The sequence below is a fragment of the Streptomyces physcomitrii genome, assembly GCF_012273655.1.
GTDB lineage: Bacteria > Actinomycetota > Actinomycetes > Streptomycetales > Streptomycetaceae > Streptomyces > Streptomyces physcomitrii.
In genome coordinates this window covers 178094-199942 of sequence record NZ_JAAWWP010000002.1, presented here as the reverse complement: position 1 = coordinate 199942, position 21849 = coordinate 178094, and the positions used below count along the sequence as shown (strand labels likewise).

At 71.8% G+C, this 21849-nt stretch carries 22 protein-coding genes and 1 pseudogene; 9 read left to right on the top strand and 14 right to left on the bottom strand.

Annotation, left to right across the window (positions count from 1 at the left end):
• Positions 1-51: 51 nt before the first annotated feature.
• Positions 52-657, bottom strand: coding sequence for a response regulator transcription factor (locus tag HFV08_RS04090; RefSeq protein ID WP_168535966.1), 606 nt, complete (start codon positions 655-657; stop codon positions 52-54).
• A 336-nt stretch (positions 658-993) separates the two neighbouring features.
• Between HFV08_RS04090 and hutH the strand changes: the two genes are divergently transcribed.
• Positions 994-2532, top strand: a complete 1539-nt coding sequence (gene hutH, locus HFV08_RS04085) for a histidine ammonia-lyase (protein WP_168536531.1) — start codon at positions 994-996, stop codon at positions 2530-2532.
• A 13-nt stretch (positions 2533-2545) separates the two neighbouring features.
• Here the strand turns inward: hutH and HFV08_RS04080 are convergent, their stop codons facing one another.
• Positions 2546-2893: a hypothetical protein gene (locus HFV08_RS04080; RefSeq protein WP_168535965.1), complete on the bottom strand. Its 348-nt coding sequence runs from the start codon at positions 2891-2893 to the stop codon at positions 2546-2548.
• Between the two features lie 111 nt (positions 2894-3004).
• Between HFV08_RS04080 and HFV08_RS04075 the strand changes: the two genes are divergently transcribed.
• Positions 3005-3379, top strand: coding sequence for a hypothetical protein (locus HFV08_RS04075; RefSeq protein ID WP_168535964.1), 375 nt, complete (start codon positions 3005-3007; stop codon positions 3377-3379).
• Between the two features lie 238 nt (positions 3380-3617).
• Positions 3618-4883 carry a L,D-transpeptidase gene (locus tag HFV08_RS04070; protein WP_168535962.1) on the top strand — a complete coding sequence of 422 codons (1266 nt, stop codon included), beginning with the start codon at positions 3618-3620 and terminating at the stop codon, positions 4881-4883.
• Positions 4884-5049: 166 nt separating this feature from the next.
• On the opposite strand, the gene HFV08_RS04065 is transcribed toward HFV08_RS04070, so the two are convergent.
• Together HFV08_RS04065 and HFV08_RS04060 are read right to left on the bottom strand one after the other, a co-directional pair.
• Entirely contained in the window at positions 5050-6240 is a 1191-nt protein-coding gene (locus HFV08_RS04065) for a S1 family peptidase (RefSeq protein WP_312885363.1), read from the bottom strand.
• A 366-nt stretch (positions 6241-6606) separates the two neighbouring features.
• Positions 6607-7530 (bottom strand): helix-turn-helix domain-containing protein, encoded by a 924-nt coding sequence (locus HFV08_RS04060; protein WP_168535960.1) that lies wholly within the window; start codon positions 7528-7530, stop codon positions 6607-6609.
• 179 nt (positions 7531-7709) lie between these two features.
• Here HFV08_RS04060 and HFV08_RS04055 point away from each other — a divergent pair, with 179 nt between their 5' ends.
• Positions 7710-8750 carry an NAD(P)-dependent alcohol dehydrogenase gene (locus HFV08_RS04055; protein ID WP_168535958.1) on the top strand — a complete coding sequence of 347 codons (1041 nt, stop codon included), beginning with the start codon at positions 7710-7712 and terminating at the stop codon, positions 8748-8750.
• Positions 8751-9010: 260 nt separating this feature from the next.
• Entirely contained in the window at positions 9011-9373 is a 363-nt protein-coding gene (locus HFV08_RS04050; RefSeq protein WP_168535956.1) for a DUF1330 domain-containing protein, read from the top strand.
• Positions 9374-9433: 60 nt separating this feature from the next.
• Here HFV08_RS04050 and HFV08_RS04045 read toward each other — a convergent pair whose 3' ends face one another.
• On the bottom strand, positions 9434-10588 hold the full coding sequence (locus tag HFV08_RS04045; RefSeq protein ID WP_168535954.1) for a right-handed parallel beta-helix repeat-containing protein: 1155 nt from the start codon (positions 10586-10588) through the stop codon (positions 9434-9436).
• Positions 10589-10922: 334 nt separating this feature from the next.
• Between HFV08_RS04045 and HFV08_RS04040 the strand changes: the two are divergent.
• Positions 10923-11306 (top strand): annotated as a pseudogene (locus tag HFV08_RS04040) (helix-turn-helix domain-containing protein); the annotation flags it as partial.
• Positions 11307-11977: 671 nt separating this feature from the next.
• Here the strand turns inward: HFV08_RS04040 and HFV08_RS04035 are convergent.
• Positions 11978-12586: a ClpP family protease gene (locus HFV08_RS04035; RefSeq protein ID WP_168535952.1), complete on the bottom strand. Its 609-nt coding sequence runs from the start codon at positions 12584-12586 to the stop codon at positions 11978-11980.
• A gap of 1 nt (position 12587) precedes the next feature.
• A complete protein-coding gene (locus HFV08_RS04030) occupies positions 12588-13241 on the bottom strand; it encodes an ATP-dependent Clp protease proteolytic subunit (RefSeq protein ID WP_168535950.1) in 654 nt (217 codons plus the stop codon).
• Between the two features lie 274 nt (positions 13242-13515).
• Between HFV08_RS04030 and HFV08_RS04025 the strand changes: the two genes are divergently transcribed.
• The gene (locus HFV08_RS04025) at positions 13516-13776 is read left to right on the top strand and encodes a CU044_2847 family protein (RefSeq protein ID WP_168535948.1); all 261 of its coding nucleotides are present in this window, start codon (positions 13516-13518) and stop codon (positions 13774-13776) included.
• A gap of 200 nt (positions 13777-13976) precedes the next feature.
• Here the strand turns inward: HFV08_RS04025 and HFV08_RS04020 are convergent, their stop codons facing one another.
• Positions 13977-14456, bottom strand: coding sequence for an ATP-binding protein (locus HFV08_RS04020; protein WP_244296377.1), 480 nt, complete (start codon positions 14454-14456; stop codon positions 13977-13979).
• A gap of 281 nt (positions 14457-14737) precedes the next feature.
• Here HFV08_RS04020 and HFV08_RS04015 point away from each other — a divergent pair, with 281 nt between their 5' ends.
• Positions 14738-16114, top strand: coding sequence for an NsdA family TPR-like regulatory protein (locus HFV08_RS04015; protein WP_168535944.1), 1377 nt, complete (start codon positions 14738-14740; stop codon positions 16112-16114).
• Positions 16115-16137: 23 nt separating this feature from the next.
• Here the strand turns inward: HFV08_RS04015 and HFV08_RS04010 are convergent, their stop codons facing one another.
• The 4 genes from HFV08_RS04010 to HFV08_RS03995 all read right to left on the bottom strand — a co-directional run bounded on the left by HFV08_RS04010 (position 16138) and on the right by HFV08_RS03995 (position 19672).
• Positions 16138-17055 (bottom strand): phosphotransferase enzyme family protein, encoded by a 918-nt coding sequence (locus tag HFV08_RS04010; protein ID WP_168535943.1) that lies wholly within the window; start codon positions 17053-17055, stop codon positions 16138-16140.
• A gap of 138 nt (positions 17056-17193) precedes the next feature.
• The gene (locus HFV08_RS04005; protein WP_168535942.1) at positions 17194-17604 is read right to left on the bottom strand and encodes a hypothetical protein; all 411 of its coding nucleotides are present in this window, start codon (positions 17602-17604) and stop codon (positions 17194-17196) included.
• Positions 17605-17788: 184 nt separating this feature from the next.
• Positions 17789-18448 carry a peptide-methionine (S)-S-oxide reductase MsrA gene (msrA, locus tag HFV08_RS04000; RefSeq protein ID WP_168535941.1) on the bottom strand — a complete coding sequence of 220 codons (660 nt, stop codon included), beginning with the start codon at positions 18446-18448 and terminating at the stop codon, positions 17789-17791.
• Between the two features lie 105 nt (positions 18449-18553).
• Complete coding sequence (locus HFV08_RS03995; RefSeq protein WP_168535939.1) at positions 18554-19672, bottom strand: hypothetical protein; 1119 nt, start codon at positions 19670-19672, stop codon at positions 18554-18556.
• 103 nt (positions 19673-19775) lie between these two features.
• Here HFV08_RS03995 and HFV08_RS03990 point away from each other — a divergent pair, with 103 nt between their 5' ends.
• Positions 19776-20930: a cystathionine gamma-synthase gene (locus HFV08_RS03990; protein ID WP_168535937.1), complete on the top strand. Its 1155-nt coding sequence runs from the start codon at positions 19776-19778 to the stop codon at positions 20928-20930.
• Positions 20931-20963: 33 nt separating this feature from the next.
• Here the strand turns inward: HFV08_RS03990 and HFV08_RS03985 are convergent, their stop codons facing one another.
• Positions 20964-21224, bottom strand: coding sequence for a hypothetical protein (locus HFV08_RS03985; protein ID WP_168535935.1), 261 nt, complete (start codon positions 21222-21224; stop codon positions 20964-20966).
• Entirely contained in the window at positions 21221-21718 is a 498-nt protein-coding gene (locus HFV08_RS03980; RefSeq protein WP_168535933.1) for a sigma factor-like helix-turn-helix DNA-binding protein, read from the bottom strand. Before HFV08_RS03980 ends, HFV08_RS03985 begins: the two co-directional genes overlap by 4 nt.
• Between the last annotated feature and the right edge of the window lie 131 nt (positions 21719-21849).

Below are 21849 nucleotides of genomic sequence, written 5' to 3'. Positions count from 1 at the left end.
CCGGCTCGACTCCGCTTGCCGCATCCACCCTGCTCCACACGCGTCCGCCCGCTACATCCACCCGGCTCCCTGCGAGATCCGTATCGCGTCGATGCGGTTGCGGGCGCCGACCTTGCGGGTCGCGGCGGCGATGTAGTTGCGGACGGTGCCGTTGGACAGGCGCAGGTTCAGTGCGATGTCGGCCACCGAATTGCCCTCGGCGGCCAGCGTGAGAACGCTCAACTCCCTTGGTGTGAGCGGCATTTCCCAGCCGCGTAAGACGCCGGAGGCCAGCGCGCCGTCGACGAAGCGCTCGCCGCGGGCGACGGCGCGCACCGCCTGGGCCAGTGTGGCGGCGGGGCCGTTCTTGTCGACGAAGCCGAGGGCGCGGGCCTCGTAGGCGCGGCGGAGCAGCCCGGGGCGGCCCGCGGGGGCGAGTACCAGCAGCCTGCCCTCCGCGCCCTCGGGGCGGGCGCCGCCCGCGAGGCGTTCCAGGAGAGAACAGGCGCCGGGACACTCCACGTCGATCACATGGACGTCCGGGGGCGCGTACTCCGGGCGGTGTCCCGGCCCCGGCCAGCCGCCGGAGGTCACGTCGAAGGAGTGCTCCCCCCGCAGCAGTGCCGCCAGTGCCGAACGGAACAGGTCCGCCGTATGCGCCACATGAACCCGAATCATGCCCACCCCTCACGATGCCGATCACGACGCCGAAGCACGTTCCGCAATCATCCGACTACGGTCCAGAGTTACCGTGCCTGGTTCGTCGCCACGGGACCACCACTTCTTCTCCACGCGTCGTGGTGTTTGGAGCGCGCGACGTGCGAACTGCTCCGGTGGTGCGCCGCCGTGCGCCCCATCGGGGGCCGGATGCCCCGACCGTAAGGATTTCTTCTCCCCGGTTCTGCCGGACGCGGGCCCCGGAGGGGGTATACGGGGTCGCCGTCCCGCACTCCCCGTCCTCGCGCCCCGCTCGTGACACCCGGCGATTCACTGCGTAGGCTCCTGAATATGAATATGCACACTGTGGTGGTGGGGACCTCGCACGTCAGCGCCGAGGACGTGCTCGCGGTGGCACGCGAGGGCGCCCGCGTCGAGCTCTCGGCGGACGCGCTGGCGGCGGTGGCCGCGGCGCGCGGGATCGTGGACGCGCTGGCCGCGAAGCCGGAGCCGGTGTACGGCGTCTCGACCGGCTTCGGGGCGCTCGCCAGCAGGCACATCGGGCACGAGCTGCGGGCGCAGCTGCAGCGCAACATCGTCCGCTCGCACGCCGCCGGGATGGGCCCCCGGGTGGAGCGCGAGGTGGTCAGGGCGCTGATGTTCCTGCGGCTGAAGACGGTCTGTTCCGGCCACACCGGCGTCCGCCCCGAGGTCGCGCAGACCATGGCGGACGTACTGAACGCCCGGATCACCCCCGTCGTCCACGAGTACGGCTCCCTCGGCTGCTCCGGCGACCTCGCGCCGCTCTCGCACTGCGCCCTGACGCTGATGGGCGAGGGCGAGGCGGAGGGCCCCGACGGCACCCTCGCCCCCGCGGGCGAGCTCCTCGCGGCGCACGGCATCGAGCCCGTCGAACTGCGCGAGAAGGAGGGGCTCGCCCTCCTGAACGGCACCGACGGCATGCTCGGCATGCTGATCATGGCCCTCGCCGACCTCGACACCCTCTACAAGAGCGCCGACATCACCGCCGCGCTCAGCCTGGAGGCGCTGCTCGGCACCGACCGGGTCCTCGCCCCCGAGCTGCACACCATCCGCCCGCACCCCGGCCAGAGCGCCTCGGCCGCGAACATGCTGGCCGTCCTCGCGGGCTCCGGGCTCACCGGGCACCACCAGGACGACGCCCCGCGCGTGCAGGACGCCTACTCGGTGCGCTGCGCCCCGCAGGTCGCGGGCGCGGGCCGGGACACCCTCGCGCACGCCCGCCTGGTCGCCGAGCGCGAACTCGCCGCCGCCGTGGACAACCCGGTGGTGCTGCCCGGCGGCCGGGTCGAGTCCAACGGCAACTTCCACGGGGCGCCGGTCGCCTACGTCCTCGACTTCCTCGCCATCGCCGCGGCCGACCTCGGCTCGATAGCGGAACGCCGTACCGACCGGCTGCTCGACAAGAACCGCAGCCACGGCCTGCCGCCCTTCCTCGCCGACGACGCGGGCGTGGACTCCGGGCTGATGATCGCGCAGTACACCCAGGCCGCCCTGGTCAGCGAGATGAAGCGGCTCGCGGTGCCCGCCTCGGCCGACTCCATCCCCTCCTCGGCCATGCAGGAGGACCATGTCTCGATGGGCTGGTCGGCGGCGCGCAAACTGCGTACCGCCGTGGGCAATCTGACCCGGATCCTCGCGATCGAGCTGTACGCGGCCACCCGCGCCGTCGAGCTGCGCGAGGGGCTGACCCCGGCCCCGGCGACCCGGGCGGTCCTCGCCGCGGTGCGCGCCGCGGGCGTCGAGGGGCCGGGCCCGGACCGCTTCCTCGCCCCCGACCTCGCCGCGGCCGAGGCCTTCGTCGGCGGGGGAGAGCTGCTCGCCGCGGTGGAGCCGGTCACCGGCCGCCTGGCCTGAGGCCCGCGGGCGCTCAGTCCGGGGCCGTACGTCCCTCGGGGGCCGTGCGGCCCCGGCGCACCGAATAGGCCACGAAGCCCGCGCCGAGGCAGAGGAAGGCGGTGCCGCCCACCACGTAGGGGGTGGTGTCGATGCTGCCGCTGTCGGCGAGGCGGAGGCCCTCGGTGTCGGCGCCCTCGCCCTGCGTGGTCACGATGATCGCCTGCTCGCGGGCTTCGCCGGGCGCCGTGGCGGCGGCGGGGTGCGGCCCCGCGCTGCCGGCGGGGGTCCCCGCGGTGGCGCCGGCCGAGGGGACGAACCAGAGGGCGCCGAGCAGGGCACCCGCGGCGGCGGCGGTCAGCAACGGGCGGCGTGCGGACACGGAGTATCGATCCCCTTGTGGCGCTGGCGAATTGGGGTGTCCGTACCGATGCTAGTGAAAGCCGCGGGTCGCAGGAAAGTCACAAGAGGAATGGGCCGTACTCTCCGTCGTATGACCCCAACGGAAACTTCACAGTTCGTCCGGCTACGCGTGGAGCTGGTCCTGGAGATCGGCGACGCCGAGGCGATCACCGGAGCGGCGCTGCAGCGGATCGCCGACGACGCGGCGGTGCGCGGGGACGACATGGCTCGTTCTGAGCGTGAACAGGCCGAGAGTGCGGTACAAGAGGACGAGGCGGAGGCCCTCGCCTATCTCGTGGACCCGTACGACCTGGTGAGCGAGGTGCCGGGGGTGGAGCTCGCCCAGGCCTCCTGGAGCAGTGAACGGATCGACTACGACCCCGATTCGCCGGACTGGGACCTGGACGAGGATGATGGCGCCGAGCAGGTGACCGCGAGCACCGAAGGCGCCGACGGCGGCCGGTAGGACCACGAGCACATCAGGACGTGAGCCCCGGACGGCAACCGCGCCCGGGGTTCTCGTCGTCTCAGGGGGAAGCGGTGTCCTGCGGCCACTCCTGGGGCGCACGTGGCTTTGCCCACAAACCATCCGGATTCGGGCGGGATGTCGCGGCGTGCGTGTTCTAGTGGTCTGCAGGGGACCTTCGGGTTCGGGAAAGCCTTATCTGGCTTGTGGGGAACAGTCGACGATGGAGAAGCGTGTGATGACGGACAGCAGACGGCGCAAGGGCCTGGCGGCCGCGTCCGCGCTGCTCGGCGGAGTGCTGGTGCTCTCGGCGTGTGGTGGCGGGGACGACAGCTCGGACTCCAAGGGCGACAGCAGCAGCTCCGGGGCACACAAGGACCAGTCGCAGGTCGACGAGGCCGCCGCCGAGAAGGCGTCCGAGGCGCAGATCAAGATCACGCCCAAGGACGGTGCGGACAACGCGAGCATCAACAGCGCCGCGAAGGTCTCCGTCACCAAGGGCAAGCTGACCGAGGTGACGATGCAGACCGCGGGCGGCACCGCCGTTCCCGGCCAGATCTCCGCCGACGGTCTCAGCTGGAAGCCCAACGGCCAGCTGGAGCGCGCCACCGCCTACAAGATCACCGCCGCCGCGAAGGACGCCGACGGCCGCGAGGCGCACGAGAACGCCTCCTTCACCACGGTCTCGCCGGACAACAGCTTCATAGGGAACTTCACCCCCGAGGACGGCTCGACCGTCGGCGTGGGCATGCCGGTGTCGATCAACTTCGACAAGGGCATCACCAACAAGTCCAAGGTGCAGTCCGGCATCAAGGTCAGCTCCAGCAGCGGCCAGGAGGTCGCCGGCCACTGGTTCGGCGCCAACCGCCTGGACTTCCGCCCCGAGGGCTACTGGCAGGCCGGGTCCACCGTGACCCTCAAGCTGAACCTCGACGGGGTCGAGGGCGCCGAGGGCGTCTACGGCGTCCAGCAGAAGACGATCACCTTCAAGGTCGGCCGCAGCCAGGTCTCCGTCGTGGACGCCAAGACCAAGACGATGAAGATCACCCGGGACGGCAAGACCCTCAAGACCATCCCGATCTCGGCCGGTTCACCGGACAACCCCACCTACGAGGGGCAGATGGTGATCTCGGAGAAGTTCCGCGAGACCCGGATGAACGGCGCCACGGTCGGCTTCACCGACGACGACGGCAAGGGCGAGTACGACATCAAGGACGTGCCGCACGCGATGCGCCTGTCGAACTCCGGCACCTTCATCCACGGCAACTACTGGGGCGCCGACTCCATCTTCGGCGCCGTCAACACCAGCCACGGCTGCGTCGGCCTGAAGGACGCCAAGGGCGCCAAGGACGGCAGCACCCCGGGCGCCTGGTTCTACGACAACTCGATCATCGGTGACGTGGTCGTGGTCCAGAACACCGGCGACAAGACGGTCCAGCCGGACAACGGCCTCAACGGCTGGAACATGGACTGGGCCCAGTGGAAGGCCGGTTCGGCGATCTGAGCACCTGATCCGGCCCGCTCCGGCCGGAAGGACCGCAGGCCCCGCACCTGAGCGTGACGCAGGACGGCCCGCACCCCGGGAAGCCGGGGTGCGGGCCGTCCGCCGTTCCGCCTCCCGTGGTCAGGGAGAGGAGGCGGTCGGTCCTCGGTGGCGGGGCGAGGGGGTCTCAGGCGGTCACGAGGGTGAGTCCGTACGTGGACAGGATCTCGTTGACCGGCTGGAACCAGGTCTGCCCGCCGCTGGAGCAGTTGCCGGAGCCGCCGGAGGTGACGCCCTGCGCCTGGTCACCGCTGACGAACGAGCCGCCGGAGTCGCCGGGTTCGGCGCAGACGGAGGTCCCGGTCATCTCGTAGACCGCGCCCTGGCTGTAGTTGACCGTGTCGTTCTTGGACTGCACGGTGCCGCAGTGCCAGTGCGTGGTGGAGCCGGAGCGGCAGATGGAGGCGCCCACCGGGGCCTCGCCCGAGCCGCGGACCAGGACGTCGCCGACGGTGCCCCAGCCGAGCACCACGGGCTCCGTCCACCAGCCGTTGCCGATCTGGACGAAGGAGTAGTCGTTGCCCGGGAAGGAGGACCCGGCGAAGGTGCCCATCGCCGAGCCGTCCCAGCCGGTGACCGAACTGCCCTGACCGCCGCAGTGCCCGGCGCTGACGAAGCCGCCGACCACCGAGAAGCCGATCGAGCAGCGGGTGTTGCCGTTGATGTAGTACGGGTCGCCGCCGACCGTCCCGGCGGCCAGCGGCCGGGCCGCTTCGGTGGTGCGCACCTTCAGCACCCCGGCCTTCTCGGCGGGGGCGAGGAAGCGCTTGACCTCGGCCCGGTCCTCGGCGCCCCGGGCGACCTCGGCCACCACCGCCCCGGTGCGCGGGTCGGTGCCCCACCTGTGCACCGCCGAGGGCGCCTTGCCGGATCTGGAGGCGCTGTCCAGCCGTCCCTTCACGGAGTCGAGGTACCGGGCGCTGTGCGCGGTCTCCCGCACCTCGGCGCCGAGCGCGCGGACGGCCTTCGCGGGGGCCGCGTCCGCCCGCGCCCCGGACCCGGTGAGGCCGACGACCAGGGTGCCGCGTGCGCTGTCGTACCAGGAGCCGCCGAAGGCGGAGCCCGCCGCCTTCTCCGCCTTCGGCGCGAGCGCGGTGGCGGCGGCCTCCTGGCGCAGCCGGGTGCGGGCCTCGCCGGTGCTGAGGCCGAAGTCCTTCTTGAGCGCGCCGAGCATGCCGGGCGAGACGGACTCGGCGCGCTGTGCGGGCCGCGGGGCGGGATCGGCGCCGGAGGCGACGGCGGGCTGGAGGACCGCGGCCGAGGCGGTGAGCGCGAGGGTCACGGGCAGGGCCCAGCGCAGGGAGAGGGAACGTCGCACGGGTGCACTCCTTCGTTTCTTGAACAAAGACAGCGGGGGGACGTGCTGCGGTGCGGGTCGGCGCGGGGAGCGCCGCGTGCGGGCGTGGTGGGGCCTGGTGCTCCCGGTTCGGCGCGTGAGGCGTGCCGACGCCGCTCAAAGTCTCGAATGTCATCGTGAGCACGTCAATAACCGGGACCGGACAACGTTGTCGGATCTTGAAAGCGCCACCCCGGGCAGCGGTGAAGAGGGAGCGGCGGCGGGGAAGCCCCGTACCGCCGTCCCTACGACCGTCGGCGGCCCGGGCCGTCCCAACCCGCCCTCACCTTGCAGAGGTTGAACGCGCGAAGGCGCCCCGGAAACCGCTCGGCGGTCTTCGCGCGGGCCTCAGTCCCGCCGTGCCTCGCGGGAGGCCGAGCCCGCGCGGGTGGCGTCCTCGCCCCAGCTGGCGAGGAGCCGCAGGGCCTCGGCGGAGGGGGAACCGGGCTCGGCGTGGTAGGTCACCAGGGAGAGGTCCTCGTCCGCGGGGAGCTTGAACGTCTCGTAGCAGAGGGTGAGTTCGCCGACCAGGGGGTGGCGCAGGCGCTTGGTGCCGTAGCCCTTCTCCTGGACGTCGTGGGCGGCCCACAGACGGCGGAAATCCTCGCTCTTGACGGAGAGTTCGCCGACGAGGGCGGAGAGCTTCGGGTCGTCCGCGTGGCAGCCCGCGTCCATCCGCAGATAGCTGACGATGTCCGCGGCCTTCGTCTCCCACTCGACGAACAGTTCCCGCGAGGACTCGCTGAGGAAGACCATCCGCGCCCAGTTGCGCTCCTGGCCCGGCAGCGAGCCCCACTCGCCGAAGAGGGCGGAGGCGAGCCGGTTCCAGCCCACCAGGTCGGTGCGGCGGCCCACCACGTACCCCGGTACGGAGTCCATCGAGTCCAGCAACTGCTGGAGCGCGGGCCGCAGTTGCTGGGTGCGCGGGGTCCTGCGGCGGCGGTGCTGCCGGGGCTTGGCGAGGTGGGTCAGATGGGCGTGCTCGGCGTCGGTCAGCCTGAGGGCGCGCGCGATCGCGCCGAGCACCTCGGCGGAGACATTGCGGCCGTTGCCCTGTTCCAGGCGGGTGTAGTACGCCACCGAGACCCCGGCCAGCTGCGCCAGCTCCTCGCGCCGCAGCCCGGGCACCCTGCGGTGCCTGCCGTACGAGGGCAGCCCGATGTCCTCCGGCTTGAGGCGGGCCCGGCGGCTGCGCAGGAACTCGCTCAGCTCGGCACGTGGGTCCAGCTTCCCGTCGGCGGCGGGCGGCTGCTCCGGGGGCTGCTCGTCCATGGCCCCAGTATCCCTCGCCGCCGCTGGTCCTATGCCCGCGAGCCTGACCCCGCCAGTGGTAGGACCGCTGGTCGTAGGCACCGCAGGGGCCTGGGTAGGCGCGGCGGATCCGGGCACGCTGGAGGGCGTGCCCGGCCGCATCCGGCCGTTCACACCGCGAACCCGAGGAGAACCCCGGCATGACCACCGTTGCCGCCTACGCCGCACCCGCCGCCAAGGCGCCGCTGGAGCGCACCACCATCGAGCGCCGTCCGGTCGGTGAGTTCGACATCCTGATCGACATCAAGTTCGCCGGAATCTGCCACTCGGACATCCACCAGGCCCGCGACGGCTGGGGCGAGGGGATCTTCCCCATGGTGCCCGGCCACGAGATCGCCGGTGTGGTCTCCGAGGTCGGCCCCGGCGTCACCAAGTACGCGGTCGGCGACCGGGTGGGCGTCGGCTGCTTCGTCGACTCCTGCCGCGAGTGCGAGTACTGCGAGCAGGGCCTGGAGCAGTACTGCGCCAAGGGCATGACCGCCACGTACAACGCCCTCGACAAGGACGGCGAGCCCACCTACGGCGGCTACTCCACCCATCTCGTCGTCGACGAGAACTACGCCGTCCGCATCCCCGAGGGCCTCGCCCTCGACGTCGCCGCCCCGCTGCTGTGCGCCGGGATCACCCTGTACTCCCCGCTGCGCCACTGGAACGCGGGCCCCGGCAAGAAGGTCGCCATCGTCGGCCTCGGCGGTCTCGGCCACATGGGCGTCAAGATCGCCGCCGCCCTGGGCGCCGAGGTGACCGTGCTCAGCCAGAGCCTGAGCAAGCAGGACGACGGGCTGAAGTTCGGCGCCGACCACTACTACGCGACCGGCGACCCGAAGACCTTCCAGGAGCTGGCGGGCACCTTCGACCTGATCGTCTCCACCGTCTCGGCCCCGCTCGACTTCGGCGCCTACCTCTCGCTGCTGAAGACCGACGGCGCGCTGGTGAACGTCGGCGCCCCCGAGGAGCCCGTCTCGATGAACCTCTTCTCGCTGATCGGCGGCCGCAAGACGCTCGCCGGCTCCGCGATCGGCGGCATCCCCGAGACCCAGGAGATGCTCGACTTCTGCGCCGAGCACGGCTTCGGCGCCGAGATCGAACTGATCCGCGCCGAGCAGGTCAACGAGGCGTACGAGCGCGTCCTGGCCAGCGATGTCCGGTACCGGTTCGTGATCGACACGGCGACCATCTGACCGGCCCCCGGTAACCGGAGCCCCGGCCGCCTCTCCCGCGAGGCCGCCGGGGCTCCGGTGTCTTCGGCGGCTTCGGCGTCTCCGGCTCCGGTGTCCCACCCGGCTCCGGCGCCATTACCTCCGGCGTAATCGACCCCCTCGCCCGCTCCCGGCAGCCTGGAGTCACCGGATCGGGGAGGCCGATCCGGGAACCCGCGGACCGGGGACCCGACGACTCGGGGCCCGACGATCCCGGGACCCCGACGACCCGAGGAGCAGCCGTGACCGTGTACGCCATCGCCCATCTCCAGCCCGCGCCCCCGAACGAGGAGGTCTTCCGGTACATCGAGCGCATCCAGGCGACCATGGACCCCTACCAGGGGCGCTTCCTGGTGCACGGGGCCGAGGTGGAGGTCGTGGAGGGCTCCTGGCCGGGGAAGATCGTGATCATCGCCTTCCCGGACGGGGAGCGCGCCCGCCAGTGGTACGACTCGCCCGCCTACCAGGAGATCCTGCCGCTGCGGACCCGGAACATCCCCGGCGACGTCATCCTCGTCCCGGGCGCCCCGGAGGACTACGACGCCGGCAGGACCGCGGCGGCCATGCGGGCGGCGGCGAAGGAGGAGGCGGCGGCGACCGCCTGAGCCGCGGCCCCGCCGCTGCCCCTCAGCCCCGCCGCCGTCCCTCAGCCTTGCCGCCGTCCCTCAGCCCGGCAGCAGATCCTTCACCTTGCCGCGGAACCGGGGCGCCGTCTCCGCGCTGCGCGACTGGGTCCCGGCCAGGTGCACCCACGCCCTGCCGGTGCAGCTGATGTCGAGGTTGGAGAAGGTGCTGCCGGACAGCAGCCACCGGGTGCCGAGGATGCCGGTGGCCCGCAGGTCGGTGTACCAGAGGGTGTTGCCGCTGAAGGTCGGCGGCAGCACCCCGTCCACCACCACCCCGGCCCCCGGATCGCGCGGCACACCACCGAGCGGGAAGGCGGCACCGCGGCGCCAGAGCCCGCCGGGAGCACCGTTGTTGGAGTGGTTGAAGGTGTTGCCGACCAGGGTGCCGTGGCCCCAGTTGTCCCCGTGCGGACCGCCCGCCGTCCCGTACGGGCTCGACTTCGAGAAGGAGTAGTACGCCCCGTAGCAGGCCACCACGGTGTTGTCGTTGACCGTCCAGTTCCCCGAGGAGTTCCAGACCGCGAGGCGGCAGTAGGCGAAGCTGTTCCCGGTGAGCTGGGAGTACTCGCTGCGGTCGGCGGTGGAGACCCCGAAGTAGCAGCGGTGGAAGGAGCAGCCCGAGACCTTCACCCGGTAGCCGAAGTAGTCGTCCCGCTCGGCACCCGTCACCGCGATCCCGGCGCCGCGCCAGTGCGTGAAGTCGCAGTCCAGGACCCGGACATTGGTGGCCCGGCTGCTCCGCAGGCCGACATGGGCGGGCACGATCCCGGTGCCCAGGGGATCGGCGTCCTGCCCCAGGAAGCGGACGTCGGCGATCGTGACATCGCTCCGCTCCCGCACCGTGAAGGCGCCGTACGAGGGCTCCGCGACGGTGACGGTGGCCCCGTTCCCGGCGAGGAAACAGCCGTCCGGGAGTTCCGCCGTCCTGGTGAGCCGGTACACCGCCCCGGGCACCAGCTGCACCTGCGGGGTCTCGGCGAGCGCGGCCGTCCAGTCCTCGGTGCCCACCGGCAGCACCGGCAGCGGCCCCTGCGGCGTACTGCCCGCGCCGACGGCGGCACCGGAGGTGAGCAGGGCCGCCGAGGCGGTGCTGAACCCGATCCCGGCCATCGCCCGGCGGCGGGACACCCGGCCTGCGCGGGGGCCCTCGCGGTCCCGCTCGCGGTCGGCTTCGGCGCTGCCTTCGGATTCCACGGAGCGGGTCCTTTCCGGGGTGGGGAGGGCTTGCCCGTCGATTCTGTCGTGTCTCGCGGGCGGGGGCGCGGGGCGCGGGGTGCGGGGTGCGGGGCACGCGGCGCGGGGCGCGCGGTGTCGGGGTGGGGGCCTGCCCGGGGTGTCCCGGACGGTCGCCGGGCTGCTGCCGGTGGGCCGCTGGGGGAGGGATTGCCCGGGGTGTCCCCGACCACTGGCGGGCCGCCGGGGGAGGGGCTGCCATTCGCCGCGCGCCGGGTGTCCGCTGTCGGCCGATTTCGCCGGGGGCGCAACGCCACGGGCTTCCCGCCCGGCGCCCGGCTCCTAACCTGGAGAGGTGAGCAGCCACGCGTCCTCCTCCGCCCGCGTCATCCCGCTGCGCCCGGCCACCGCGGCGCCGCCCTCCGCCGCAGCGCACGCTCCAGGCGCTCCCGGCGGTGGCCGCGCCCCCGTGCGGGAACCGCTGTGGCGACACGTGGTCGGTGACGTGCTGCGGCGTGAACGCCGGGCGCAGCAGCGGACGTTGAAGGATGTGGCCGCCGCCGCGCGGATCTCGATGCCGTACCTCTCCGAGCTCGAACGCGGCCGCAAGGAGGCCTCCTCGGAGGTCCTCGCCGCCGCGGCCAAGGCGCTCGGCCTGGGGCTCGCCGACCTCCTCGCCCTCAGCCACGGCGAACTCCTCCGCCTCACCCGGCCGGTACGGCACCGGGGTCCGGTACGGCTGCCGGCCGCGGGCGCCGTCCACGGGGAGCGCGCCCGGCCCCTCGACGGGGCAGCGGGCATGGCGGGCACCGCCGGGACCGCCGAGACGGAGGAGTCCGGCGAGTCCGCTGGGTCCGGCGGGTCTGCCGAGTCCGGTGGGTCCGCCGGCGAAGCGGGCGTGGGCGGCGCGGCCCCCGAGACGGGCCCGGAGGGCGACGCCCCGGACGAGGAGATCCGCGAGACCGGACAGGGCGGCGAGGAAGCGGCCCCGGCGGAGGAGACCCCGGCCGGGGACACCCCTCAGGCGGAGCCGGAGCCGGAGCCCGGCACGGCGGACGGCACGGCGGACGGCGCGGTCGCCGCGGCGAAGCCGCCGGTCGCGCTCACCTCGGTCACCGAACTCGGCGCCAGGCGCGAAGCCGCCCGCCGGACCCGCCACCAGGGCCACCGCTCGGGCAGCCACTCCGGGGACGTACGCCTCGCCGCCTGATCCGGCGACCGCCCCTCGCCGCCGCGGTCGGCGACCCGCCCCTCGCCCATCGCAGCCGGCAGCCGACGCCCTCCGGCACCGCGACACACGAACCGCCGACGCTCCTCCCCCGTGGGAGCGCCGGCGGTCCTGCTCTTGCCCTCGCTCTTGCTTTTCCTCTTCCTCTTCCTCTTCCCCCTTTTCCTCTTCCCCTCAGAGGCTCAACTCCCGTTGCCGAGAACCCTCTTGCTGAGCACCTGGTCGGCCAGGCCGTAGGCGACGGCCTCCTCGGCGGTGAAGACCTTGTCGCGGTCCATGTCCGCGCGCAGGGTGGCGACATCGTGGTGCGAGTGGCGGGCGAGCACCTCCTCGACCTGGGACCGGATCCGGATCATCTCCTTGGCCTGGAGGCTGAGGTCCGAGACCGTGCCCTGGCGTCCGCCGCTCGCGGGCTGGCCCAGCAGCACCCGGGAGTGCTCCAGGATGAACCGCCGCCCCGGGTCGCCGCCCGCGAGCAGCACCGCCGCGGTGGAGGCGGCCTGCCCCACGCAGAAGGTGGAGATCGGGGCGCTGACGAAGGACATCGTGTCGTAGATGGCCATCAGCGAGGTGTACGAGCCGCCGGGGGAGTTGAGATAGATCGCGATCTCGCGGTCCGGCGCCGCGGACTCCAGGTGCAGCAGCTGTGCGATGACGACATTGGCCACCCCGTCGTCGATCTCCGTACCGAGGAAGATGATCCGCTCGGACAGCAGACTGCTGTAGATGTCGTACGCGCGCTCTCCCTGGGTGGTCCGCTGGACGACCGTCGGAATCGTGTACTGGCTCATCTCAGATCCCCGCCCGTCGTCGCGAACCGGCCGGGCGTACGTCGTCCATGTTCTCCACGACGTGGTCGACCATCCCGTACTCCTTGGCCTGCTCGGCGGTGAACCACCGGTCCCGGTCGCCGTCGCGGGAGATGGTCTCCTCGCTCTGGCCGGTGTGCGCGGCGGTGATCCGCTCGATGGCCCGCTTGGTGAACTCCAGGTTCTCCGCCTGGATCTCGATGTCCGCGGTGGTGCCGCCGATGCCCGCCGAGGGCTGGTGCATCATGATCCGCGCGTTCGGCAGCGCGTAGCGCTTGCCCCGGGTGCCGACGGTGAGCAGGAACTGCCCCATGCTGGCGGCGAATCCCATGGCCAGCGTGGCGACCTCGTTCGGGATGAGCTGCATGGTGTCGTGGATCGCGAGCCCGGCCGTCACCGAGCCGCCGGGGCTGTTGATGTACAGGCTGATGTCGGTCCGCGGGTCCTCCGCCGACAGCAGCAGCATCTGCGCGCACACCCGGTTCGCCGAGACCTCGTCGACCTGGGTCCCGAGGAACACGATGCGCTGGTGCAGGAGTTGGGCCGCCAGATGGTCGTCGAAGCGGGAGGGCGGGGTGTCGCCGTCCTCCGCCCGCGGGCCGTGGGCCGGATACCGGCCGGTGATCAGGGATGACATCGGGCCTCCGAGAGGTGTCGGGCGGTGCGACCCGGCTGGGCCGCCTGCTCCCACTCTCGGAGCGCGGGGGCGCGGGGTGAAGCAATCTCGGCCCGCGGCAGATCTGCTGAGGGCAGAGCACGGGGGCAGACCGAGAGGAGACGGGGGCGGGCAGCGGAGCACGGGACAGCACGGCACCCGGCTGCTCCGAGGGGGACCACCCGGCAGATGAGCACACAACAGGAGCTGTCTGAGGGCCACTTGGGTGTTCACTCCATGCTGCGTCTGCATTCCCGTGCTGGTCCGCCCCGAGACGGCGGTCGACGGCGAGGAGGCGAACATCAGCACCCGCCGCCCGAGCCTGGACCAGGTCATGGGCCGCCTCGCCGAGGTCGCCCGCACCCTCGGCAACCAGATACGCCACAGCGAGGCCAGCAAGGTGACGATGGAATTCGGCTGCGACATGGCGCTGGAATCCGGGGCCCTGATCGCCGCCATCGGAAAAGCCAGCGCGAAGTCCGCCTTCAAGGTCACGCTGGAGTGGGAGAAGCCCTAGCCGTGCCGCCGCACCATCCGGGAGATCCGGAGTCGGCACTTCTCGATTCCGTTGTCGCTCTCGAATCCCCCTCGCCGCGCGGGCCGCTCTTCGGGACGGGTTTCTTCGTCGCCCCGGACATCGTGGCCACCTGCGCGCATGTGGTCGCCGATGCGCCCGAAGAACTCCCCGTGAGCATCACGGGACGTATCGCTTCCCGCTCACTGGCCCTCGGTGTCGAGGTCGAAGCGGCAGAAGACGCTCTTGCCACCTGAGTCGTGTGGGGCCCACCAGACCGCGTCCGCGAGCAGTTGCACGAGGAAGAGGCCGCGTCCGTAGGTGGGGAGGAGTTCGTCCTCGTCCAGCCGGGAGAGGTTCGGGCCCATCAGCTCGCCGACTGGCAGCATGGGAGGAGTGGAGTCCTCGTCGGCCACCTCAATGAACAGCCAGCGGGACCAGGCCCGGAACGACACCGTGATGCGTCGCTCGCCGCCGAAGTCCATGAACCGGCCGTCGGGTGTCGCGTGGTGGAACGCGTTGCCGACGAGTTCGGAGACACACAGTTCCATGTCCTGCGGCGAAGTGGACAGCCGCCAGTCCCGTGCCACCTCCCGTGCCGTTCGGCGGGCGACCTGGGCTGTGTCCGGCGAGTTCACGACGAGTACGAGTGAACGGAACCGTTCGGACGTCGCCAGCTTCACCGGCTCCAACGGTGCGAATTGCGCGACTCGCAAAGGCAGTTGTCGTAGTCGATCGGCATCCATCGCGTGCCCTTCTGTTCTTCGGCGAGGTCGGTTCCGCGCCGGGGTGACGCCCAGTGAACTGTTGTCGAGCCTGCTGGGGCAGCGTTCATTCCGGGGTTCACGCGCACAGTCGGGTTCACCCGGCGGCCGAAGGGGGGTGCCCGTGAACCCCCTTACGTGCAGTCGGTCGCGTGGCAGTATGAACACCCAGTGTTATCCCGCCTGTTGCAGGGGAAATCATGAGCAAGAAGCCGAACTACCGGCTGGCGGCACTCATGGGCGAAGCCGGCGTTTCGAACAAGGGACTCGCGAAGCGCGTCCAAGAGGTCGCCCGCCGACGCGGCTCGCACGTCGGCACCACGCATGTTGCTGTGCAGCGGTGGCTCGACGGCAGTGGAATCCAGCCGCAGACTGCCGCGTTTCTCGCGGACGCTCTGGGGGAGAAGCTGCGGCGCCGAGTTACCCCCGTCGATATCGGATTCCCCGAGACGGCGCAAAGCTCGGAACCCCGGGGTGTCACGTATGCGGATTCACTTCCAGGCGCCCTGTGTGTCATGGACGCCCTCACCCGGATAGCGCCGGAACAGCAGGTCCCGGGCACGGAACTGCTGCCGGAAGGAGAGATCAACTCGGCCGTGCTGTCCTGGCTCGTGTCTCGACCCGATGGGCTTGGGACCCGTGACAGCAGCGCCCGCCGGGTCGGCATGCGCGACGTCGCCGCGATGCGCACGGCCGCCGAGATGTTCATGCAGCTCGACTTCAAGTACGGCGGCGGTCACGGACACCGGCCCTTGCGGCACTACTTCCGCGAAGATGTGCTTCCTCTGCTCCACGCCGATTACAGCGACAAGGTGGGAGCAGTTCTCTTCGGGGCCGCTGCCGAGATCTCCCAGCTCCTCGCGTGGACCGCCTACGACACCGGCAGTCACGCCCTCGCGGACCGCTATTTGGTGGGGACGCTGCGGCTGACTCAGGTCGTGGACGACCGCATGATGGGCGCCCGGATCCTCAGCAACATGAGCCACCAGGCCAATTACCTGGGCCAGGTTCCGCGCGCCGTGCGGCTCGCACGCGCGTCCGTCGAGGGTGGCAGGGGCCGGGCCACGCCGCGCGCCATGGCGTTGTTCTCCGCTCACGAAGCCCGCGCGCTGGCCACCGCGGGCGACTCGAAGGGCGCCGGGCAGGCTATGAACGACGCCGCACGGCACTTCGGCCGTGCCGACACCGGCGACGATCCGGACTGGCTCGCGTACATGGACGAAGCCGAACTCGTCGGCGAGTTCTGCCACTGCTTCCGTGACCTCGGACAGGGGCCCGAAGCCGTCCGCCATGCTGAACGCGCCGTGCAGCTGACCGATCCCAAATACGCTCGCACGCTCGGTTTCTGCCGCATGGTGCTTGCCCAGAGCCAGCTTCTCAACGGCGAACTCGAAGCCGCCGTGCACACTGCGGGACTCACCGTCGAAGTCGGGGACGCGCTCCAGTCCGCACGCTTTCAGCGCTATGTGACCGACTTCCAGCGTGAGATCTCGGTCTACGGCACGGACCCGGCGGTGCGGGCGTTCAACGAGCAGGTGCACGACGCCATGGCCGATCTGGCGGATCACGGCGCATAGGCAGTCCGTCGGTCCGCTGCATGTCAGCCCGGCTGCCAGTGCCGCGGCGCGTCGGCGTCCCGCAGGGAGGCGATCCGGCGGGCGTACTCCTGCGCCACGTCGTGACTTTCGCCTACGTTCTGCATCAGCCAGGTGGTCATCTTGAACTCCTGGATATCGCGCAGGGTCCGGAAGCCGTCCCACTCCCGGAGGTCCCGTCCGTACGCGTCCACGAACGCCGCGTACTGCTCGTGCGTCTGCCACCCCAGGCTGTGGTGCTCGGTTGCCGTGACCATCAGGTCCCACTCGGGGTGGTCGAAGCTGAACGCCTCGAAGTCGATCAGGACCACCCGGCCGCCCCGGTCCACCATGAGGTTCTGCACGTGCGCGTCCCCGTGCACCGGGCCCTTCGGTGACTCGAAACGCAGCCCTACCAGCCGCTCGCGCAGCTCCCGTGCCCGCTCGCGAAGGAATGCCCGGTCGTCCTCCGGCACGGTCGCCTTCTCGATTCGCAGGTCCGTCCGCCCGAACACCGTGTACGGCGGCAGCTCCAGCCCCTCCGGAACGGTCAACGCGTGCAGGTCCCGCAGGACTCCGCCCAGCTCCCCGTAGTCCACCTTCCGGTCGCCTTCCTCGACCAGGTGCCAGAAGGTGACCGGAAGGCCGTCGGTGAGCAACGGCTGTTCGAGATCATCGAGTACGCGCGCCGCGGGGAAGCCCTCGCGCTCCAGCCATCGCGACACGGCCACCTCGACCCGCACCGAGGGCAGATACTCGGCGGAGCGCGCCACCCGGACGATCACCGGGTGGGCCGCCAGCCGGTACAGGGCGTTCTCCCCGAACCGGATCAGTTCCGCGCCCCGGCTGTCGAGCCCCGCGGCCCGGCATGCCTCGGCCATGGCCTGGTCTGCCACCGCCGACGTGAACTCCGCGTGCTCCTTGTGCGTACCGTCCGACGGCATGCGGCACTGCTCCCCTTGATCGCACTCAGCGCCCCGTACCGCCGAGGCAGACGGCGAGCCGAGGCACGGACAAGGGTGACGGTACATACGTCCGGCGAACGCCACGCACGTGCAGGTCCGGATCCGAGAGGGGGTACGTCAGCGGGCGATGCCCGGTACGAATGCCACGAGACCCGAGAGGAAACTTCCGATGCCCGCCAACGTCACTACGACGTGTACTCCGTCAGAAAAAAGGTCCTTGCAGAACTCCCTGACCTGACGCCGCACAAACAGCAGACGCAGGTTCGCGAAGGTGTGCTGTCGGACCTGGCGGCATCCCAGCATCAGCCCATACGCATTGTTCCGGCAGCCGTCGCTGCGTCCGCGTACAGGCGCACCGCATGCAACAGGGGCTTGGAAAGCACACCAGAGCAACGTGACGACCGAGAGGGCGAGGACCACGGCCGGGCCGACTGTGGAGTCCTTCCATGCAGCGATGAGCAGCAGGAATGTCAGAATTCCCCACCAGCGGCGCAGGCCGCCGAACATGGCTTTCTTCGCTGTTCCCATGCACACGTGTATGCGCATGGGAACAGCGAGTTACGCCTGGCATCGTGACTGTGGCGCGTTTTCGTCCGCTGTGGTGCTCAACCCGCGGGCGCGCTGCCTGTGGCACGTACGAGCGTGACCTGTACTGCGGGGCGGCGATACCCGTACTGCGGGGCGGCGATATCCGCCGCCCCGGGCCGGAGACTCAGCCCCCGGCCCCCACCCCCACCGGGCAGGAAACCCCCGTCCCCCCGATCCCGCAGTACCCGGCAGGGTTCTTGTCCAGGTACTGCTGGTGGTAGCCCTCGGCCGGGTAGAAGGGGCGGTCTTCGGCGGGGAGGATCTCGGTGGAGATGGTGCCGTGGCCGGAGGCGGTGAGGACCTGCTGGTAGCGGGTGCGGGAGGCTTCGGCGGCCTCGGCCTGGGCGGGGGAGTGGGGGTAGATCGCGGAGCGGTACTGGGTGCCGACGTCGTTGCCCTGGCGGAAGCCCTGGGTGGGGTTGTGGGACTCCCAGAAGAGCTTCAGGAGGGTGTCGTAGCTGACCTTGGCCGGGTCGAAGACGACGCGTACCGCCTCGGTGTGGCCGGTGAGGCCGGAGCAGACCTCTTCGTAGGTGGGGTGCGGGGTGTGGCCGCCCTGGTAGCCGACGAGGGTGGTCCACACGCCCTCGGTCTGCCAGAACTTCCGCTCGGCGCCCCAGAAGCAGCCCAGGCCGAAGTCCGCGGTCTCGTAGCCCTCGGGGTAGGGGCCGAGCAGCGGGGTGCCGAGGACCGTGTGGCGTTCCGGCACGGAGTAGGAGGGCTCGGGGCGGCCTCCGAGCGCCTGGTCGGGGGTCGGGAGCACGGGCGTACGGCCGAACAGCATGGAGTCCTCCTCGGGGGTCTGTGAGGGGAACGCGGCGGGCGGCCCGGACATTCCGCTGCCGGGTGCCGGGTGCCGGGGCCCGCCCCCTCGGTGCCGCAGCGTTCCTCAGTGCCGCAGTGTCGCCGGGCTTCCGCCGTTGGCCTCGTACCCCGCGACCGCGAGGGCCCGGTAGACCGCGTAGTCCGCCGCCGGGTCCGGGGAGAGGGTCCAGGGCAGGGCGCCGACGTGGCCGTCGATGTGCAGGACCTGTTCCATGGCCTCGCCCCAGCGTTCGCCGCGTACCAGGAAGAAGAGCAGGAGGTGGCGGACGTGGGCGGCCATCGGGTCGTCGTGGCGGGCCTGGTGCACGGCGTACTGGGCACCCTCGACGGCCTTGGTGACGATCTCGCTCTGGTGGAAGCCGCGGACCAGGTTGACGTCGGGCAGGTGCTCGAAGACCGCGAAGAGGGGGAGCGCGGAGAGCAGCGAGCCCTGGGGGGCGCGGGCCGCGGCGGCGTCGGTGAAGTGGTGGGCGTCGGCGCGGGAGCCGTGCCACTTCTCGCACCAGTAGTGCAGGGCGGCCAGGTGGGCGCCGAAGTGCGCCGGGTCGCGGTCCAGGACCTTGAGCCAGAGCTGCTCGAACTCCTCGCGGGGGTAGCCGAGCCCGCGGGCGAGGGAGAGTTCCACGATGTACGGGACCGGGTCGCCGGGGGCGAGCAGGGCGGCCTCCGCGCAGGCGCCGCGGGCCTCCTCCAGGATGATCCGGAACTCGTCGGTGCCCGCGGTCGCGGTGCGCCAGGCCTGCTGCACCAGGAACTCCGCGTGCACGGCCGCGCCGCCCGGGTCCTTGGGCGCCTCGGCCCGCCAGACCCGCAGCCACTGGGCGCCCGGGTTCTCGCTCACCCCGCCGGGCCGCTGGGCCAGCTCCAGGGAGGCCATGCCCGCGAAGGCCTGCACCCGCTGCCAGCGCAGCTCGCCCTCCTTGCCGGTCCCGGCGAGCAGCTGCGAGGCGGCCCGCCAGTCCTGGGTGCGCAGCAGGTGGTCGAGGACCTGCTCCAGATCCTCGTCGGGTCCGGGCAGCCGGATGTCCAGCTCCTCCTGGCGCAGGAAGCCGTAGTCCGCCGGGTCGGCCGCGTCGGGGGAGCCCGCCGGAACCTGGCGGATCGCGCCGCGCCTGCGCCGCAGTACGGGGCCGAGGGCCGCCCCGATCAGCAGGAGGGCCATCAGGACCCAGAGAATCTCCATGCCTCCAAGCGAACCAGACCGGTCCGCGAATTGGCGAACCTGTCACAGAGCAAGGGTCCGCGCGGTCCGCACCGGGGTCCGGTCGGGGCTACGCTCGGATTTCATGAGCGACTCCCACAGCACGCAGAGCTTCGAGACCGTGGCGATCCACGCGGGCAACACCGCGGATCCCCTCACCGGCGCGGTCGTGCCGCCGATCTACCAGGTCTCGACGTACAAGCAGGACGGCGTCGGCGGGCTCCGCGGCGGTTACGAGTACAGCCGCAGTGCCAACCCCACCCGCACCGCCCTGGAGGAGAATCTCGCGGCCCTGGAGGGCGGCCGGCGGGGTCTCGCCTTCGCCTCGGGGCTCGCCGCGGAGGACTGCCTGCTGCGCACGATCCTCAGCCCCGGCGACCACCTGGTGATCCCGGACGACGCCTACGGCGGCACCTTCCGCCTCTTCGCGAAGGTCGCCCGGCGCTGGGGCGTCGAGTTCTCGGTGGCGGACACCTCGGACATGGCCTCGGTACGGGCCGCGCTCACCCCGCAGACGAAGGCGATCTGGGTGGAGACCCCCTCCAACCCGCTGCTCGGCATCACCGACATCGCGGCCGTCGCGGACGTGGCGCGGGACGCCGGTGCCCGGCTCGTGGTGGACAACACCTTCGCCAGCCCGTACCTGCAGCAGCCGCTGGCGCTCGGCGCGGATGTCGTCGTGCACTCGCTGACCAAGTACATGGGCGGGCACTCGGACGTGGTCGGCGGCGCGCTCGTCGTCTCGGACCCGGCGCTCGGCGAGGAGCTGGCCTTCCACCAGAACGCGATGGGCGCGGTGGCCGGGCCCTTCGACGCCTGGCTGGTGCTGCGCGGGGCGAAGACGCTCGCGGTGCGGATGGACCGGCACAGCGAGAACGCGGAGCGGGTGGCCGAGGCGCTCGCCCGGCACCGCAAGGTCGCGCAGGTCTACTACCCGGGGCTGCCCGAGCACCCGGGGCACGAGATCGCCGCGAAGCAGATGCGCTCCTTCGGCGGCATGGTCTCCTTCCGCGTCCAGGGCGGCGAGCAGGCGGCCATCGAGGTCTGCAACCGCGCGAAGGTCTTCACCCTCGGTGAGTCCCTCGGCGGCGTCGAGTCGCTGATCGAGCACCCGGCGCGGATGACGCACGCCTCGGTCGCCGGCTCGCAGCTGGAGGTCCCCGCCGACCTGATCCGGCTCTCGGTCGGCATCGAGAACATCGACGACCTGCTCGCCGACCTGCAGCAGGCCCTCGGCTGAGCCCAGCCCCGAACCCCCTCCGTGCGCCGCCGGTCACAGCCCCGTGACCGGCGGCGTCGTGTCGGAGGGGCGCTCCACCCAGGGCCGGGCCGAGCAGGCCCACAGCGAGAAGGCGAGCACGGCCGCGAGCAGGGCGAGCCAGAGCAGCGTCCGGGCGGTCCTGCGGCGGCGCAGCAGGCGCTCCCCGCGGCGTACGGCCCGGGTGTGCAGGTCCGGCGGCAGCGGCACCGACCGCTCCTCGAGCAGTCTGCGTACGCTCTCCTCGCGCCGCTCGAAGGGGCTCGCGGCGCTCACGGCCGGACCGCCCCGGCCGGATCCGCCCGCTCGCGGGGCGGATGCAGCAGGACGGCGCAGGCGTGGGCGCACAGCCCGGCGACGCGCTCCCGCGGCAGGCCGAGCAGCGCCGCGCACTGCTCCTCGGCGACGCCCTCGAACATCCGCAGGACGACGATCAGGCGCTCCCGCGGTTCGAGCAGGGCGAGCGCGCCCCCCGCCGGGGCCTTGCGCAGCCGCCGCGGATACCAGGTGGTCCGGGCGTAGCGCAGCGCCAGGCAGCCGCGGGCGTACGCGTAGGGGTCCTCGCCGCTCAGCCGCTCCCAGGCGGCGTAGGTGTGCGCGAGGGCGTGCACCGCCAGGCGCCGGGCACCCGGATTGGCTTCCGGCGGCTCGGCGGTGAACAGGGTGGCGGTGTGCAGCAGCCGGGGCGCCGCGCCCGCGACGAAGGCTTCGAACTCACGTGCCCGGCGGGCCGCCTGGCCCGGCGGACGGCCTCGGGATCCTGCTCGCACTGCGCCTCCCGTCCGCCGCGGGCTCCGCGGAGCCGGGGCGCGCCGCGGCCTGCCGGGGGCGCGGCACACCGGCCGCGCGGCCCCGGAGGAACGCTCTCGTCAAGCGCTTCCGCTCTCATATGAGGCCGCCG

What these genes read in the sequence shown, in the direction of transcription:
- HFV08_RS04090 (WP_168535966.1), bottom strand. Translation starts at nt 657, where the DNA reads ATGATTCGGGTTCATGTGGCGCATACGGCGGACCTGTTCCGTTCGGCA.
- HFV08_RS04055 (WP_168535958.1), top strand. Translation starts at nt 7,710, where the DNA reads ATGACCACCGTTGCCGCCTACGCCGCACCCGCCGCCAAGGCGCCGCTG.
- HFV08_RS03990 (WP_168535937.1), top strand. Translation starts at nt 19,776, where the DNA reads ATGAGCGACTCCCACAGCACGCAGAGCTTCGAGACCGTGGCGATCCAC.
- HFV08_RS04010 (WP_168535943.1), bottom strand. Translation starts at nt 17,055, where the DNA reads ATGCCGTCGGACGGTACGCACAAGGAGCACGCGGAGTTCACGTCGGCG.
- msrA (WP_168535941.1), bottom strand. Translation starts at nt 18,448, where the DNA reads ATGCTGTTCGGCCGTACGCCCGTGCTCCCGACCCCCGACCAGGCGCTC.
- HFV08_RS03995 (WP_168535939.1), bottom strand. Translation starts at nt 19,672, where the DNA reads ATGGAGATTCTCTGGGTCCTGATGGCCCTCCTGCTGATCGGGGCGGCC.
- HFV08_RS04070 (WP_168535962.1), top strand. Translation starts at nt 3,618, where the DNA reads ATGACGGACAGCAGACGGCGCAAGGGCCTGGCGGCCGCGTCCGCGCTG.
- HFV08_RS04060 (WP_168535960.1), bottom strand. Translation starts at nt 7,530, where the DNA reads ATGGACGAGCAGCCCCCGGAGCAGCCGCCCGCCGCCGACGGGAAGCTG.
- HFV08_RS04005 (WP_168535942.1), bottom strand. Translation starts at nt 17,604, where the DNA reads ATGGGAACAGCGAAGAAAGCCATGTTCGGCGGCCTGCGCCGCTGGTGG.
- hutH (WP_168536531.1), top strand. Translation starts at nt 994, where the DNA reads ATGCACACTGTGGTGGTGGGGACCTCGCACGTCAGCGCCGAGGACGTG.
- HFV08_RS04030 (WP_168535950.1), bottom strand. Translation starts at nt 13,241, where the DNA reads ATGTCATCCCTGATCACCGGCCGGTATCCGGCCCACGGCCCGCGGGCG.
- HFV08_RS04035 (WP_168535952.1), bottom strand. Translation starts at nt 12,586, where the DNA reads ATGAGCCAGTACACGATTCCGACGGTCGTCCAGCGGACCACCCAGGGA.
- HFV08_RS04075 (WP_168535964.1), top strand. Translation starts at nt 3,005, where the DNA reads ATGACCCCAACGGAAACTTCACAGTTCGTCCGGCTACGCGTGGAGCTG.
- HFV08_RS04015 (WP_168535944.1), top strand. Translation starts at nt 14,738, where the DNA reads ATGAGCAAGAAGCCGAACTACCGGCTGGCGGCACTCATGGGCGAAGCC.